Source organism: Pseudomonas sp. NPDC077451 (assembly GCF_044543345.1).
Classification (GTDB): domain Bacteria; phylum Pseudomonadota; class Gammaproteobacteria; order Pseudomonadales; family Pseudomonadaceae; genus Stutzerimonas.
On sequence record NZ_JBITVX010000001.1, the window covers coordinates 510071 to 526424 of the forward strand.

The window sequence follows — 16354 nt, forward strand, 5'->3', positions numbered from 1 at the left end:
ATGGCTGACTTACTGAATATTGGCCTGTCTGGCCTGAGTGCCAGCAAGAGCCAGTTGTCCATTACTGGCCATAACATCAGCAACGTCAACACGCCAGGCTTCAGCCGGCAGGATGCCTCCCAAGCGACCCGCACGCCGCAATTCAGTGGTGCTGGATACGTCGGTTCAGGTACGACGCTGGTCGAGATCCGCCGTAGCTACAGCGAATTCCTCACCAGTCAGCTGCGCAGCAGCACGTCGCTGAGCAGTGACGTTGAAGCGTACAAAAGCCAGATTGACCAGCTTGATTCGCTGCTAGCCGGTAGCACGACAGGTATCACCCCATCGTTGCAGAAGTTCTTTTCAGCGATGCAAACGGCGGCGGAAGACCCAGCCAATATTCCGGCACGTCAGCTGGTGTTGGCTGAAGCCGAAGGCTTGGCACGCCGTTTCAATACCGTGTCCGACCGTCTGACTGAGCAGAACAACTTCACCAATAAGCAGATGGCGGCTGTGACCGACCAAGTCAATCGGCTCGCTGGCAGTATCGGCAGTTTGAATGACGCTATCGCGACCGCTTCGGCCAACGGCAAACAGCCCAACGATTTACTCGACGCGCGCGACGAGGCCGTGCGGCAATTGTCGACGTATATCGGCATCAGCGTGACGCCGCAGGATGACAACAGTCTGAATATTTCGGTTGGCAGTGGTCAGCCGTTGGTGGTGGGCAAGACGGTGAGTCAGCTCAAGGTTGTCCCGGGGCTGAGCGATCCCAACCGTCATGAGATTCGATTTGTCAGCGGTGGCTCGGAGCAGGGCATTACCTCGCAGATCACCGGTGGTGAGTTGGGCGGGTTGATTCGCTATCGCGGCGAGGTGTTGGACTCGACGATGAATTCGTTAGGACGGCTGGCGCTGGCTGTAAGTGATCAGGTCAACTCGCAGCTGGGGCAGGGGCTGGATCTGAAGGGCCGGGTAGGTAAGGCGCTGTTCGGCGACTACAATGCTGCGGCCTTAGCGCAGCTAAGGGTCACCGCTTTTCCCAGCAACAGCTCCAATGCACAGCCAGCGCTAAACATTACCAATACAAGTGCGCTGACCACCAGTGACTACCTTATGGAGTACGACGGTGCTGCCTATAAGGTACGTCGGCTAAGCGACAATCAGCTGATGACCGTAGCCGGTGCTCCGAGTGGCCCCTTGTCTTTTACCGACAAGGATGGTCGCGATCAGGGTTTCCAGGTTGCCTTGGGCAGCACATTGCCGGCTGCGGGTGACAAGTTCAACCTTCAGTCAACCCGTCGTGGCGCGGCGGACGTCAGAGTGGCCCTGGATCAGGCCGATCAATTGGCCTTCGCTGCGGTAGCAAGCGGACAGAGCAATCTTCAAAATGGCGGAACGGGTGCTATCAGCCAACCGGATATGACATCGGCTCCATCTCCGATTGACATCAGTTCCCTGAAAACGGGATTTGGCAGCGGGCTGAGCCTAACCACAACTGCCAACACCGACGGCACTTACACCTTGACCGATGCTGGCGCCCTACCCACAGGTTGGGCTTACGTGGATGCGAAGGGCAATCCGCTGGTCGACGGTAGTGGCAACCTACTGGCCCCAACACTTCAGTCCGGTACGACCAACACTGTTCGCTTGGCATACACGGCCACGCCAGGAGAAACCTATCAGTTTGAAATCAATGTCAGCGGAAGACCCCAAACAAGCGACAGCTTTTCGCTGACTTACAACCAAGGTGGGGTTTCAGACAACCGCAACGCGCTAAAGCTTGTTGACCTCCAAACGAAGCAGACCGTTGGAGTTGACCCAGGCTCAGCGGGGTCCGGTTTCAGTTTCACCGACGGCTATGGGGAGTTGGTCGAGCGCGTCGGGACACTGACGGCTCAGGCCCGTATGGACAGCGAAGCGACCGGCGCGATTCTCAAGCAGGCCACGGATAATCGCGATTCGCTTTCGGCTGTGAACCTCGATGAGGAGGCCGCGAACCTGATCAAGTTCGAGCAGTACTACAACGCTTCGGCTCAGATCATTCAAGTTGCCCGCTCCTTGTTCGATACATTGATCAATACCTTTAGGTAACAGGCCCGCCCATGCGCATCTCGACTCTGCAAGCATTCAATAACGGCGTAGCCGGTATTCAGCGCAACTACTTCAATGCAACCCGCACACAGGAGCAGATCAGCACGGGCAATCGTATCCTGACGCCCGCTGACGATCCGGTTGCGTCGGTACGTCTGCTTCAGCTTGAACAGCAACAGAATGTGCTAAGTCAGTACAACTCGAACCTGACCGCGGCAAAGAACAGCCTGACCCAAGAAGAGGTCTCGCTGAACTCGGTAAACACGATCCTTCAGCGGGTACGCGAACTCGCAGTACAAGCGGGCAACGGAGCATTGAGTGCTGAAGACCGCAAATCCATCGCCGCCGAACTGGGCGAGCGTGAGGATGAGTTGCTGTCGCTGATGAATACGCGTAACGCCCGGGGGGAGTATCTATTTTCCGGCTTTCAAGGCAAGACTCAGCCGTTCGTTCGCGCCGCCGATGGCAGTTACAGCTATCAGGGCGACGAAGGGCAGAGGAAGCTACAGATTGCCAGCTCGCTGAATATTCCGATCAGCGATAACGGCAAATCAATTTTCGAAAACGTGACAAATGCCGGGCGGCTGACGAGCGCTGTGGCTACCGCCCAGCCTGGGTCGACACTGAGCGTCTCAGCGCCTCTAGTTCAGGATGAGGTGGCGTTCAGTGGCAATCCGTCCTTTCCAACAGGCGGGATCGGCATTCATTTCACGTCGGGTACGGACTACGTTGTGTACGACTTGGCTGCGCCGCCCACAGCCTTCCCTGTCATAGAGGGTGAGTCAGATCTGGTTCTGGCGTCCGGAACCCTTGATGACAACCAAGACAAATCGGATACCTTGACCTTTCGAGGCGTGCACCTTCAGTTTGATGGAGTGCCGGTTGGTGGCGAGAGCATTGTGGTGGCACCGGCGGTGTCAAGTAGCAGAACCGCAAGCTTAACGGATGGCCTGCCGGAAGCGCTGAATCTGCGCATTACTGACGCTACTGCTTTTGCGGCTAAGTTCCCAAGCGGCACTGCTAACTTTAAGGTCGAATTGGCAGATCCGGCCCTTACAGGCAGCGTTAACAAAATAACTATCTTTAGTGAGCCGATAGTGCAGCTTGAGCCTGCTTCCGATGGGACGCTTAGTCCACAGGATGTCAAGGCGCTTGAAGGAATAGGCCTGTCGATGACGCTGAAGGAAAATTTTCCTGCAGGCGATCTGTCGTTAACTCGCGTTAACGAGCAGAAACAAGGCATCCTCGACACCATCGCCAACCTCCGCTCCGCTCTGGAAAACCCCGCTAACGGAAACATCGGCGTCCGGGACGCCGTTGGAGTAGCGCTGACCAACCTCGATCACGGCATGGTTAGTGTCGATGCGGCGCGCGGCAATATCGGTGCGCGACTGAATACCATCGAAACCACGCAAACAGATAACCAGGACGTCACGCTGGTCAACAAAGGCATCCAGGCCGATCTCCGCGAGCTGGACTATGCCGAGGCCTTGTCGCGCCTGTCCATGCAGACGGTGATACTCGAAGCCGCCCAGCAAAGCTACGTCAAGATCGCCGGACTGAGTTTGTTCAACAAGATGTAGTAGCCGGCATAGCGGGGAGCAGGTCACAGAATTCCGATCAGGATTTGACTGCCCTGCGACGGCGGTTAGAGTGTCCTAGCGGCGCATGGAGTACCGCGTCGCTAATTCAACACTCATAAGGACATGAACAATGCTTAAGTCTTTGATATCCGCTTCCATATTCGCTCTGCTCGCTAGCGTGTCTCTCAGCAGTTTCGCTGGCCCGACCAAGCCTGCTGACCCCGTGGTGGTTGCAGCGGCCCAGCAAGCAGCGCCGATCAACATCAATTCGGCCGACGCCGAAACCCTTACCCGCGAACTCAAGGGTATTGGCGCAACAAAGGCCAAGGCGATTGTTGCTTATCGCGAAGCACATGGCCCATTCACCTCCGTCGACGAGCTCCTCGAAGTTAAAGGAATCGGTGCGGCCACTTTAGAAAAAAATCGAACCAAACTGGGCGTTAACTGACCAGCCTATTTTTGAATAAACGAAGCCGGTCAGTCGATCGGCTTTTTTATGTCCGTAACGGTGAAGCGAAGCCCCGTCTTAAATCGGGCCGGTTCTGCTGCGTTGGCTATCCCGGTCCGGTAGGTAGGAACGCGGGCCTACGCGCGCTGTCCTTGTTAGAACGCTCAGCTAACTTTGTCTACCGCCTTTGAGGCCGAACTAGCCTTAAAAAGGTGTTGACATGTTACGGTTATTCACATTGATACCGTCTTTTCTGAGAAGACGCCTGTACGCGGCGCAGCAACTCACTGGGTTTTGCTAACTTACTGATTGTAAAAGATTATTTTCGCTGAGTAAAAAACCGCCGATCTGTTTAGAGGCACGTCACGCGGGCGTTCCAGCCAGTCATCCAGCCGCTGTTCACAAGCTTATCCACAGGTTCTGTGGATATTTTCAGAGAACGAGCAAAGCAGCTCTAGTCGGAGGTATCTGATGAAAACACCTTGGAATTTCTTTAAATACCTACCGATGGCGCAACGTGTGCTCGCTCGGGGCCGGTTGCCCATCGTGCTACTTGCGGTCGCGCGCAAACGCTCGGCTCAGGGTGGGTTGATGAAAGGTCTGCGTGAAGATCTTGGTTTGCTGCAGCAACTGTGTGTGGCGTGGTGGAGAGGCGAATATCGGCAGGTCAGCAGGCCCGCACTGGTGGCTGCGGTGGCTGGCTTGTTGTATTTCCTGTCCCCCTTGGACGCTATCCCAGACTGGATTCCAGGTCTTGGCTTCGTTGATGATCTAGCAGTACTGGGTTGGATAATCCGCAAGTGGTCTGGCGAGTTGCAGGCGTTTCGGACCTGGAGAGACAGCCAGTCAGCGGATATACGAGCAAGTATCGACCGGTTACCCACCCTGGACGAGCCAATGGATAGTGACGTTAGCAACGGGCGGAATGTCGGGCGCTAAAAAGACCCTGGATTAGTTCTTTCGAATGGCTCGTGCAGCCCCTTTCCTCATTCTTTGGTGCGACCGGCTGGTGTCGAAAAAATAGACGCGCGGACTGGTAAGATCCCGACTTTCCAATTTGAGACTACGGTCGGGGTAGCGGATGAGTGTTCAAGTCATCATGCGGGACGGTAAGCCAGAGTATGCCGTGCTGCCTTGGGAGGAGTATCAGGCTCTGCTGACGAACGGGCGTAACGTAAGCGCCGCAAAGCCAGTGGAAGCAAGTGATACTGCTCTAGGCGCATTGCCAACTTTCGGAACGTTGCCGATGTTGCGGGAGGCTAAGGGGTTGAGCCAAGAAGCGCTGGCGCGCTCGGTGGGTATCAGCCCTGCTTATCTCGCCCTCATCGAAAGCGGTGAACGCGATCCCGATAATGCGATACGTCGCGCACTCGCCCGCGCATTGGAGATCGAAGGATGGCAGCAGGAGGCGTGACAGGCACCGCAGCGTCAATTCGCATCAGCCGTCCACATTGGCAGGCATTGTTGGACGAGTTGGCTGAGGTCCGGCGACAGCGCCATCTGGTTACTTACCGCGCGTTGGTCGAGCGGCTCCAGTTACCGGCGCCGGCCATGCAAACCTTGACAGCCGCGCTGGAACATCTGGCTGCCCTGGATGCCCGTGCGGATCGGCCGCTACGTAGTGCATTAGTGGTGAGCCAAGGGGCAAGTCGTCTGCCAAGAACCGGTTTTTTCGAATGTGCTACTCGCCTCGGGCGCTTTTCTGGTCCGGCAGACGGTTCTGCTGCCGCATCCTGGCACGCAGGTGAGGTTGCGCGAGTGTTCGAGTTTGATTATCCAGGGATTCCGTAATGCTGAATAACATCCGTGCGCGAGTCGGTTATCTGTTTGCTCGCAAATTGATGAGCTCACGTTGGGCCGTTCGGCAACCGAAACTGTGGCGCTGGATGGAGGGCCAATTTTCGCGTATGGCTGCGATTGGCGATTCGAAGGCGCAAAGCTTTTACGGCCATATTCTGCTGTTTAGAGGACAGGGATTTGGTGCCAGGCAAGAGGGCATACGTCTGCTGCGTCTGGCCGCCGAAAAGGGCGATGCCAAGGCCGCTTACCAGATGGGTGTCATCAGCCTGGGCGAAGACGCTACTCACGGCCCAGACGGCGCCAAGGCCGCGCATTGGTGGAAGCTTGCCGTCGACGCAGGGCACCCCTTAGCGGCGGCCAGGTTGGCTCAGCTGTACATGGCGGGCGGCCATGGGCTCGCACGAGACGTGCAGCAGGCCGAACATTACAAGGCCAGCGCGGCCAGACTCGGACTTTGATTCCCTGTGACTGAGATAAAGCGTCCGCGTTTGCAGGCTCAACCCTAGTACCCTTTTGCTTATCGCTTGGCGTCGGATGTTCTGCCGATTGGCGTGACGCGGACATTTCTTACCATGGCTGGCGTCCGTACAATGCAGCGCTTTCTCGGTTGGGTCGTTTCTAATGCAGATCGCCTTGGCGCCTATGGAAGGGCTCGTTGATGACATTCTCCGCGACGTTCTCACCCGTGTTGGCGCTGTTGACTGGTGCGTGACCGAATTCATCCGAGTGTCGGATCGTCTGTTACCGGCATCCAGTTTTCTTAAGCTTGCTTCCGAGCTTGAACACGGCGCTGCAACCCGCGCAGGTACGCCGTTGCGTGTGCAGTTGCTGGGCTCGGATCCGCTCTGCCTGGCTGACAATGCGGCCTTCGCGTGTAGCCTCGGCGCCCCTGCAATCGATCTCAATTTCGGCTGCCCAGCCAAAACGGTCAATAAATCCCGCGGTGGCGCCGTTCTGCTCAGGGAGCCGGATCTGCTTCATTCCATCCTTTTCGAAGTACGTAAGGCGGTTCCGGCGCAGATACCGGTTACCGCGAAGATGCGTTTGGGTTTTGACCACAAGGACGGCGCGCTCGACTGTGCCCGTGCACTGGTTGATGGCGGTGCTGCGCAACTGGTTGTGCATGCGCGGACCAAGGTCGAGGGATACAAACCTCCAGCGCATTGGGAGTGGGTGGCTAAGGTTAGGGACGTCGTCAATGTGCCGGTGTTTGCCAATGGCGATATTTGGTCGGTCGAGGACTGGCGACGTTGCCGTGAGGTCAGCGGAGTTGAGGACATCATGCTAGGCCGCGGACTGGTTTGTCGGCCGGATCTGGCTCGGCAGATCGCGGCGGCAAAGGCCGGTGCGCTGCTCGAGCCGCTGAGTTGGGAAGATCTGCAACCGATTTTGGCCGATTTCTGGATGCAGGCGCGACGCAAGATGTCTCCGCGCTATGCGCCAGGTCGTTTCAAACAATGGTTATCCCTGCTTACCCGTAACTATCCGCAAGCCGTTACGCTGTTCGCTCAGGTTCGGCGGGAAAACGGCTGCGATCGGCTCGACGCACTGCTGGGTCTAGACGTAAACGCGCAGGGTTTTAAGGCGGCTGTTTAGCGTCCTCCGCTCACATCAAGAAGAGCGCCGCTGGTGTAGCTGGCCTTGTCGCTGGCCAACCAGAGGATCGCTTCAGCGACCTCTTTCGCTTCACCACCCCGGCCCATGGGCACGCTGCTCCTTACGCGCTCGATGCGATCAGGCTCGCCACCGCTGGCGTGAATTTCTGTATGGATCACGCCGGGCCGTACGGCATTGACCCGGACGCCCTCTGCAGCGACTTCCTTGGCCAGCCCGAGGGTCATGCTATCTATCGCGCCCTTGGCGGCCGCGTAGTCGATGTACTCGTTGGGCGCGCCGAGTTTGGCTGCAATTGAGGAGACGTTGACGATGGCACCGCCGGTACCACCGTTGCGAGTGGACATGCGCTTGACCGCCTCGCGGGCGCAGAGAAAGCTACCGAATACATTTACCGCGAATACGCGTTCCAGGCGTGCTTTGTCCATGTCTTCGAGGCGCGTCTGGCGTTCGAGCCTGCCGGCGTTATTGACTAGTACGTCGAGCCTGCCGAATTCGGCATCAAGCGCTTCGAACAAGCGTATGACTTGCGACTCCTCCGCTACGTCCGCTTCGACCACAATTGCGCGCGCGCCCCGGCTGCGCAGCTCGTTCAGTAGCTGGTCGGCTGCGTCCTGGCGCGATCGAAAGTTCAAGCACAACGCGTAGCCTTCAGCCGCTGCGAGCCTGGTGTGGCAGCGCCGATGCCACGGCTGGCCCCCGTTATCAACATCACTTTCGACATAAAAGATCCTCGACGACCGGTCTTGAAAACAGGCGAGTAGGTCCTAATTAGGGCATCACAGGATGCCGAATTCGGGTCCTGTATGAACCACTCGCTGAATATCAGGAGATAGCAAAATGACTAGTTTTTCGATGGCCCCACTGTTTCGTCAGTCCATTGGTTTCGATCGATTCAACGATCTGTTCGAGTCCGCGCTGCGCAATGATGCAAACGGCTCGTTCCCGCCCTACAACGTGGAAAAGCACGGCGATGACCAGTACCGCATCATCGTAGCCGCCGCTGGGTTCCAGGAGTCCGATCTGGATTTGCAGGTCGAGCGAGGCGTGCTGACCGTGAGCGGTGGCAAGCGTGAGAGCAGTGGCGAAAACGTTACCTACCTGCATCAGGGTATCGCCCAGCGTGCTTTCAAGCTCTCGTTCCGCCTCGCCGACCATATTGAAGTGAAGGGCGCAGAGCTGAGAAATGGGCTGCTCAGCATCGAGCTCGAGCGTGTCGTGCCAGAGGAGGCCAAACCCAAGCGCATCCCAATTAACGGTGAGCGTTTGGCGTTGGAGGGCTGAGCGAGCCGCCAGCACGTAGCTTGAACAGTAACCCCGCCTACGCAGTTCGCACGGCGGGGTTTTCGTTTTCTGGCAACGCCTTTCAGCTGAGTGAATGAGTTTTGAGCAGTTCTCCGAAATCTGCCGGTGGAATAGGGCGGCTGAAGAGATATCCCTGATACAGGTGACAGCCTTGCGCTTGGAGCAGCTCAAGCTGCGCCTGTTGTTCGACCCCTTCGGCAATCACTTCCAGCCTTAGACTTCGAGCCATTGCGACGATGGCGCGAATGATCTCGGCGTCGTTTGGATCATCCAGTGCATCGCGAACGAAGGACTGGTCGATCTTAAGGACATCGACTGGTAGCCGCTTCAGGTAGGTGAGGGAAGAATAGCCGGTGCCGAAATCGTCCATGGCGAAGCTCACGCCCTGTCGGCAGAGGCGGCGCATCTTGGCAATGGTGTCGTCCAGGTTCTGGATAACGATGCCTTCGGTGATTTCCAGCTTGATCATCGCGTGCGGGAGGCTAACGGCTTTGAGCGCTTCGAGAACCCGCTCGACGAAATCACTCTGGCGGAACTGCCGTGGACTGATGTTGACGCAGAGGCTGAAGCTGTCCGAATCAACGACGCCGTCGACCAAGAGCGATGCGGCGATGCGACACGCCTCCCTGATGACCCAATTGCCCACTTCGACAATCAGGCCGCTTTCTTCGAGCACGTCGATAAACTGGGCAGGAGAACGCACGCCATCCACCGGGTGATGCCAGCGCAACAGGACCTCGGCGCCTATCACCCTGGCGGAGCGCGCGTCGACCTGTGGTTGAAGGTACAACTCGAATTCGTTGCGCTGCAGCGCAAGACGCAGTTCGCTCTCAAGCTGCAGGCGTGCACTGGCGGCTTGTTGCATTGTGGTGCGGAACAGCTGAATCGCATTGCGTCCGGCGTCCTTTGCCCGGTAGAGCGCAATGTCGGCGCGCTTCAGCAGATCGGCAGGCGTCTCGCCGTGATCAGGCATCAAGGCGATGCCGATACTGGGCGTTACCTGCAGCCTGTTGCCTTCGAACACCATAGGCTCGGCGAGAAGGGTGCGAAGTTTTTCGGCAACCTGGCGGACATGGCGGGTCACCTCCGAGCGCTTGCCAGTCAAACCAGTGAGTAGCACAACGAATTCGTCGCCACCCAGGCGGGCTACGGTGTCCTCCTGTCGGATGCTGGCCTCGAGGCGGGCAGTGATCATCTTCAATACAGCGTCACCGACCGGATGTCCAAGCGAGTCGTTGATGTGTTTGAAATGGTCGAGGTCGAGAAACAGTAGGGCGCCACGCAGCTTGTGGCGTTTATGCAACGCCGTCTGCTGAGTTAGGCGATCCATCAGCAGCGTTCGGTTAGGCAGGTTAGTCAACGGGTCGTGATAGGCCAGGTGGTGAATTTGCGCGTGGGCGGCCTTGAGTTGGCTGATGTCCCGTGCGGATAACAGCAGACAGTCTGTGTTGTTCAGCACGATAGGCTCTACCGACACTTCAATGTGCTTTAAACGACCGTGACGATCCTGGCCGACCATCTCCCAGTTCGTCACCCGGCCGTCACGTTCGAGCCGTTCGAGAATTTCCTGGCGCTGCGTGCTGGGCCAGACGCCCAATTCGTATGAGGTTCTGCCGATGGCTTCTTCGGGACTGTAGCCTGAGAGGCGTTGGAAGCCTTCGTTAACCTCGATGAATCGTCCAGTGCCGCGCTCGCTGATGATGATGGCGTCAGGGCTCGAATGGAATGCCTTGGCGAATTTAACCTCGCTGGCCTTCAGCGCCGCCTCGGCCTGTTGTCGTTTGGTAATGTCACGAAAAGTGGTGACGATGCACAGGCGGCGGTCGACTCGGATGAACCGGCTGGAAACCACGCAAGTCACGAACTGTCCTGTCCTGGTGCGGAACTGTGCCTCGGCGTTCTCCAGCCGCTGATCACGCATCAGTTGCTCGAACAGATATTTTCGCTGCCGTTCGTCCTGCCATATGCCGATTTCCGGAGCAGATCGGCCGACGACATCGGCACTCTCCCAGCCGAACACCACGCTAAAGCTCGGGTTGATCTCCATGAAAACTCCGTCGCGGATGCGGGACAGGGAGATCGGGTCTGGACTGCCTTGAAACAAAGCTGAGAACTTCGCTTCCGACGCCGCCAGGTGTTGCGCACGTAAGACCCGTTCGGTGGCGTCGATGATAATTCCGGCCATGCGCAAGGGCGTGCCACGCTCGTCTCGGTAGAGCTTGGCGGTGCTTTCGAGGTGCCGAATCGTGCCGTCTGGATGGTTGGCCTGGTACGTGGCCTGATAGGTTTGCCGACGCCCGGCGAGGAGGTCGCTGTATGCCGCCCGCATGGTCTTGCGGTCGTTCGCAGCGACGCTGCGGAAAAACTCACGAAACGATCCATCGAATGGGCCTTCTACCAGACCTTGCAGCTCGGATGCCCTGGAAGAGGCATAGAGCCGGTCGCTTGGAATGTGCCATTCCCAGTTGCCCAGCTCTGCGGAGGCGAGTGCCAGCTCAAGGCGTTCTTGGCTGTCTTCAAGCGCCTGCGCCTGAATGTGGCGGTCGGTGATATCGCGGATGACGCCCACCAGTACCGTCTGCCCATCCTCATTGACCTGTCGTTGCCCATCGATTTCAAGCCATCGCACGCTAGCATCTGGCCAGCAGACGCGATGGCGGAAGCTGAATCGTGATTCGGCGCCAGTGAGCATCGAACATACTGCAGTCTGGATATGCGGCCGGTCTTCAGGGACGATGAGTTCGAGATACCGATCTGGAGAAAGCTCTAAGAGCGGCGCGCTCAGGCCGAACAGCTTCCCCGTGCCAAGGGACCAATGCATGGCGCCGCGTTGAACATTCCAGGACCACAGGCCGAGCCCTGCACCGTCAAGCATCGATAATAGGCGCGCAACGTCCTGCCATGGTTGTGGTGCGCCGCTTGGGGAGGCATTGGCCGTGTTATCAGGCGGCAACATGAGCGGCCTCGAAGAGCTGGGTCTGCGTGATGTTTCGACGGTATGCGATGCTCATGGCTCTCTTGGATCTTGTTGTTGTCCCGCGAACTTATCCGTAGCTAATGGCAAAGTGCAAGTGCGCTTAGTCGGCCTCCAGCAACGACATGAAGGCCTTTGCCGCGTTGGACAGAGTGCGCTCGGTATGGATGATGTAGCCGAGCTCCCTCGCCAGTTGAATGCCCGAGAGGGGCAATCGTACGACCTGATCATCAAGCATCGTGCGGGGCAACACACTCCAGGCGATCCCAATCGAAACCATCATCTTGATCGTCTCCATGTAATTGGTGCTCATCGTGATGTTGGGCGTCAGCCTCTCACGTTCGAACAGCCGGTGGGCGATGTGATGGGTGAACGTGTTGCCGCCTGGAAATACCGCGGGGAAGCCGGCGACGTCGGCCAGCGTTATGTCAGGCTTCTGGGCTAGCGGGTGTTCGGGGGCGACGACGAAGTCCAGTGGATCGTCCCAGACCTTGACCGCGCGAATCGGCGATGCAGTCTGCGGTGCCAGCGTGATTACGGCCAGTTCGGCTCGGCCGTGCAGAACTTCATCGTAAGCGACCTCCGAATCAAGGAAACGAATATCCAAATTCACCTTCGGATAGGCACGCGTGAATGCTCTCAGCAACGGTGGTAGACGATGCAGCCCGATGTGGTGACTGGTGGCCAGACTTAGTTGTCCGCTGACGTCGCCGTTGAGGTTGGTCAGTGCACGACGGGTATCGTCCAGCACGTTGAGGATCTGATAAGCGCGAGGTAGCAGCGCGCGGCCAGCTTCAGTCAGCCCGATCTCCCGACCAAGCCGATCAAACAGTCGCACGCTCAGCTGTGATTCCAGCGAAGCCAAGCGCTTGCTCACGGCTGGCTGAGTCAGATGCAGACGCTCAGCGGCGAGGGAGAAGCTGCCCATCTCGGCGATTGCTATAAAAGCGTTAAGGCTGGCGAGGTCCATGGCTGGCTCCGGTCATCGTTTCTGACAGACGTTATAGGCCTAAGGATAGGTGTCTGCATTCCAGCAAGGAATGAGTAAGATGAAAAATATGAATTTGAGTAATCCATTGTAAGTCCCTAGCATGCCCTCATAAGCAAAAGGGCTATTGCCCAACGCACTGATGAGGAAAGTCCGATGGCCGGCAAAACGCTCTACGACAAGCTCTGGGAAATGCACGAGGTCAAGCGTCGCGATGATGGCTCGTCACTGATTTATATCGACCGTCATATCCTGCACGAAGTGACCTCACCGCAAGCGTTCGAAGGGCTTCGCCTGGCCGGGCGAAAGCCATGGCGCATCGATGCCAACATTGCCACCCCGGATCACAACGTGCCGACTACCAAGGGCGAGCGTCAGGGCGGCCTGGAAGCGATTGCCGATGAGGTTTCCCGTATCCAGGTGCAGACTTTGGACGAGAACTGCGATGACTTTGGCATTCTTGAGTTCAAGATGAACGACGTTCGTCAGGGCATCGTTCATGTGATCGGCCCAGAGCAGGGCGCAACCCTGCCGGGGATGACAGTGGTCTGCGGCGACTCGCACACCTCTACGCATGGCGCTTTCGCTGCACTGGCCCATGGCATTGGCACTTCGGAGGTCGAGCATGTACTCGCCACGCAGTGCCTGGTCGCTAAAAAAATGAAGAACATGCAGGTGCGGGTCGAGGGCAAGCTGCCCTTTGGCGTGACCGCCAAAGACATCGTTTTGGCCGTGATCGGCAAGATCGGTACGGCCGGTGGCAACGGTCATGCGCTGGAGTTCGCTGGCAGTGCCATCCGTGACCTTTCGATGGAAGGGCGCATGACCATCTGCAATATGTCCATCGAGGCCGGGGCGCGCGTTGGGATGGTAGCTGCAGACGAGAAAACCATCGATTATGTGGAAGGTAGGCCCTTTGCGCCCAAAGGCGCCGATTGGGAGCGGGCTGTCGAACTCTGGAAGACGCTGGTTTCCGACGAAGACGCCGTTTTTGACACGGTCGTGGAGTTGAATGCCGAAGACATTAAGCCACAGGTTAGCTGGGGTACTTCACCTGAAATGGTGCTGGCGGTTGACCAGAACGTGCCGGATCCGGCTGTCGAAGCTGACCCAGTCAAGCGTGACTCCATTACTCGCGCGTTGAAGTACATGGGGTTGCAAGCCAACCAACCGATTACTGACATTCAACTCGATCGCGTTTTCATCGGTTCTTGCACCAACTCCCGGATCGAAGACCTGCGCGCCGCAGCGGAAGTGGCGAAGGGTCGTAAGGTTGCCGCAACGGTCAAGCAGGCGATGGTGGTGCCGGGGTCCGGGCTGGTCAAGCGGCAGGCCGAGGAGGAGGGGCTGGACAAGATCTTCCTTGAGGCAGGCTTTGAATGGCGCGAGCCGGGCTGCTCCATGTGTCTGGCGATGAACCCGGACAAGCTGGGCAGTGGCGAGCACTGCGCGTCCACCTCCAACCGCAACTTCGAGGGTCGGCAGGGTGCCGGTGGCAGGACGCATCTGGTGAGCCCGGCAATGGCGGCCGCGGCTGCGGTGACTGGTCGTTTCGTAGACGTTCGTGAATTGATGCAGGCCTGAGGAGACCACCATGAGAGCATTTACCCAGCATACCGGTCTCGTCGCGCCGCTCGACCGCGCCAACGTCGACACCGATCAGATCATCCCCAAGCAGTTTCTCAAGTCGATCAAACGCACCGGTTTCGGACCCAATCTGTTCGATGAGTGGCGCTATCTGGACGTTGGGCAGCCCAACCAGGATTGTTCGGCTCGCCCTGTGAACCAGGATTTCGTGTTGAATTTTCCTCGTTATCAGGGGGCTAGCGTCCTGCTTGCGCGTGAGAACTTCGGTTGCGGTTCATCCCGTGAGCACGCGCCCTGGGCGCTGGAAGAATATGGCTTCCGGGCGATCATCGCGCCGAGCTTTGCCGACATCTTCTACAACAACAGCTTCAAGAATGGCCTGCTGCCGATCGTCCTGAAGGAAGAAGAGGTCGACGAACTGTTCGAACAGGCAGAGGCCAGTGAGGGTTATCAGCTCACTGTAGACCTTGCTGCTCAGGCAGTTACCCGTCCGGACGGTGTTCAGTACAGCTTCGACGTCGATGCATTTCGCAAGCACTGCCTGCTTAACGGCTTGGATGATATCGGCCTCACTCTGCAAGACGCTGAGGCCATCAAGACATTTGAAACCCGTCATCAACAGAAGCAGCCCTGGCTGTTTGGCGCTATTAAGTAAATAAAGAAGCGGCGAACACAGGCAAGTTACTCGCAGCTTTCAGTTATTCCAAAGGGAAATCCTTCAATGTCCAAACAGATTTTAATTCTTCCGGGCGACGGTATCGGCCCTGAAATCATGGCCGAAGCGGTCAAGGTGCTGGAGCTGGCCAACAGCAAGTTTCAACTCGATTTCGAGTTGAGCTATGACGAGCTGGGTGGCGCGGCGGTCGATAAATACGGCGTACCACTGGCTGACGAGACGCTGGAGCGTGCTCGTGCAGCGGATGCCATTCTGCTGGGCGCGGTTGGCGGGCCGAAGTGGGACGCCATTGATCCGGCCATCCGCCCCGAGCGTGGCTTGTTGAAAATTCGCTCCCAGCTGGGCCTCTTCGGGAATCTGCGCCCGGCGTTGCTGTACCCGCAGCTGGCGGCCGCCTCTAGTCTGAAGCCGGAGATCGTATCCGGTCTGGATATTCTCATCGTCCGGGAGCTGACTGGCGGCATCTATTTCGGTCAGCCCCGTGAGAGCAAAGTGCTGGAAAATGGCGAGCGTATGGCGTTCGATACGCTGCCCTACAGCGAAAGCGAGATTCGCCGCATAGCCAAGGTCGGTTTCGACATGGCTCTTGTTCGAGGCAAGAAGCTCTGCTCGGTGGACAAGGCGAACGTACTGGCATCCAGTCAGCTGTGGCGCGCTGTTGTGGAGGAGGTCGGCGAGGACTATCCCGATGTAGAGCTTAGCCATATGTATGTCGACAACGCAGCGATGCAGTTGGTACGCGCGCCGAAGCAGTTCGACGTGATCGTCACCGACAACATGTTCGGCGACATTCTGTCGGACGAAGCTTCCATGTTGACCGGCTCGATCGGCATGCTGCCTTCTGCTTCTCTCGACTCGAACAACAAAGGCATGTTCGAGCCTTGCCATGGTTCAGCGCCGGATATAGCTGGCAAGGGTATCGCCAATCCGCTGGCAACGATTCTCTCGGTGTCGATGATGCTTCGCTACAGCTTCAACCAGGTCGCTGCCGCAGATGCGATCGAGAAGGCAGTCAGCAACGTGCTAGACCAGGGATTGCGCACAGGTGATATCTGGTCCGAAGGTTGTGAAAAAGCGAATACTCAGGTGATGGGCGATGCGGTAGTCGCGGCGCTCGCGAAGTTGTAATCTCTCTGGCCCCATTGCACCGGCCGTTGATAGCGCTAGTGGGCGACGGCTAGGCGGAAACGCCGAGTAGTGCGAGGCGTGGTGTTTGCTGTGTAGGAACAACGCGCCCGCGCTTTCGAACCCGAAAGCGTCTTTGTTTATCGACGGCCTGTCACGCGGGCCACATATATAGGTGTAG

The 16354-nt window shown here is 57.7% G+C and carries 15 protein-coding genes; 12 read left to right on the forward strand and 3 right to left on the reverse strand.

What is annotated here, in order from left to right; all coding sequences use genetic code 11:
• From flgK to ACIGHL_RS02490, 8 genes are all read left to right on the forward strand, one after another.
• On the forward strand, positions 1-2073 hold the full coding sequence (gene flgK / locus ACIGHL_RS02455; RefSeq protein WP_216706776.1) for a flagellar hook-associated protein FlgK: 2073 nt from the start codon (positions 1-3) through the stop codon (positions 2071-2073).
• An 11-nt stretch (positions 2074-2084) separates the two neighbouring features.
• Entirely contained in the window at positions 2085-3656 is a 1572-nt protein-coding gene (locus ACIGHL_RS02460) for a flagellar hook-associated protein 3 (RefSeq protein ID WP_128119199.1), read from the forward strand.
• 130 nt (positions 3657-3786) lie between these two features.
• On the forward strand, positions 3787-4104 hold the full coding sequence (locus ACIGHL_RS02465; protein WP_128119200.1) for a ComEA family DNA-binding protein: 318 nt from the start codon (positions 3787-3789) through the stop codon (positions 4102-4104).
• Between the two features lie 471 nt (positions 4105-4575).
• Positions 4576-5043 carry a YkvA family protein gene (locus ACIGHL_RS02470; RefSeq protein WP_128119201.1) on the forward strand — a complete coding sequence of 156 codons (468 nt, stop codon included), beginning with the start codon at positions 4576-4578 and terminating at the stop codon, positions 5041-5043.
• Between the two features lie 142 nt (positions 5044-5185).
• On the forward strand, positions 5186-5518 hold the full coding sequence (locus tag ACIGHL_RS02475; RefSeq protein WP_128119202.1) for a helix-turn-helix domain-containing protein: 333 nt from the start codon (positions 5186-5188) through the stop codon (positions 5516-5518).
• Positions 5500-5895, forward strand: a complete 396-nt coding sequence (locus ACIGHL_RS02480; protein WP_045426063.1) for a hypothetical protein — start codon at positions 5500-5502, stop codon at positions 5893-5895. The genes ACIGHL_RS02475 and ACIGHL_RS02480 overlap by 19 nt, the downstream gene beginning before the upstream one ends.
• A complete protein-coding gene (locus ACIGHL_RS02485) occupies positions 5895-6362 on the forward strand; it encodes a tetratricopeptide repeat protein (RefSeq protein WP_128119203.1) in 468 nt (155 codons plus the stop codon). The genes ACIGHL_RS02480 and ACIGHL_RS02485 overlap by 1 nt, the downstream gene beginning before the upstream one ends.
• A gap of 163 nt (positions 6363-6525) precedes the next feature.
• The gene (locus ACIGHL_RS02490) at positions 6526-7500 is read left to right on the forward strand and encodes a tRNA dihydrouridine synthase (RefSeq protein ID WP_128119204.1); all 975 of its coding nucleotides are present in this window, start codon (positions 6526-6528) and stop codon (positions 7498-7500) included.
• Here the strand turns inward: ACIGHL_RS02490 and ACIGHL_RS02495 are convergent.
• A complete protein-coding gene (locus tag ACIGHL_RS02495) occupies positions 7497-8159 on the reverse strand; it encodes an SDR family oxidoreductase (protein ID WP_499175699.1) in 663 nt (220 codons plus the stop codon). The genes ACIGHL_RS02490 and ACIGHL_RS02495 overlap by 4 nt on opposite strands.
• 199 nt (positions 8160-8358) lie before the next feature.
• Between ACIGHL_RS02495 and ACIGHL_RS02500 the strand changes: the two genes are divergently transcribed.
• On the forward strand, positions 8359-8802 hold the full coding sequence (locus ACIGHL_RS02500) for an Hsp20 family protein (RefSeq protein ID WP_128119205.1): 444 nt from the start codon (positions 8359-8361) through the stop codon (positions 8800-8802).
• Between the two features lie 82 nt (positions 8803-8884).
• Here the strand turns inward: ACIGHL_RS02500 and ACIGHL_RS02505 are convergent, their stop codons facing one another.
• Positions 8885-11779 (reverse strand): GGDEF domain-containing phosphodiesterase, encoded by a 2895-nt coding sequence (locus tag ACIGHL_RS02505; protein WP_128119206.1) that lies wholly within the window; start codon positions 11777-11779, stop codon positions 8885-8887.
• Positions 11780-11900: 121 nt separating this feature from the next.
• A complete protein-coding gene (locus ACIGHL_RS02510) occupies positions 11901-12767 on the reverse strand; it encodes a LysR family transcriptional regulator (RefSeq protein ID WP_128119207.1) in 867 nt (288 codons plus the stop codon).
• A gap of 174 nt (positions 12768-12941) precedes the next feature.
• Here ACIGHL_RS02510 and leuC point away from each other — a divergent pair, with 174 nt between their 5' ends.
• The 3 genes from leuC (at position 12942) to leuB (ending at position 16176) form a co-directional block, all read left to right on the forward strand.
• Positions 12942-14369 (forward strand): 3-isopropylmalate dehydratase large subunit, encoded by a 1428-nt coding sequence (leuC, locus tag ACIGHL_RS02515; protein WP_128119208.1) that lies wholly within the window; start codon positions 12942-12944, stop codon positions 14367-14369.
• A 10-nt stretch (positions 14370-14379) separates the two neighbouring features.
• Positions 14380-15027 (forward strand): 3-isopropylmalate dehydratase small subunit, encoded by a 648-nt coding sequence (gene leuD, locus ACIGHL_RS02520; RefSeq protein ID WP_128119209.1) that lies wholly within the window; start codon positions 14380-14382, stop codon positions 15025-15027.
• A gap of 66 nt (positions 15028-15093) precedes the next feature.
• Positions 15094-16176, forward strand: coding sequence for a 3-isopropylmalate dehydrogenase (gene leuB / locus ACIGHL_RS02525; RefSeq protein ID WP_128119210.1), 1083 nt, complete (start codon positions 15094-15096; stop codon positions 16174-16176).
• Positions 16177-16354: the final 178 nt, after the last annotated feature.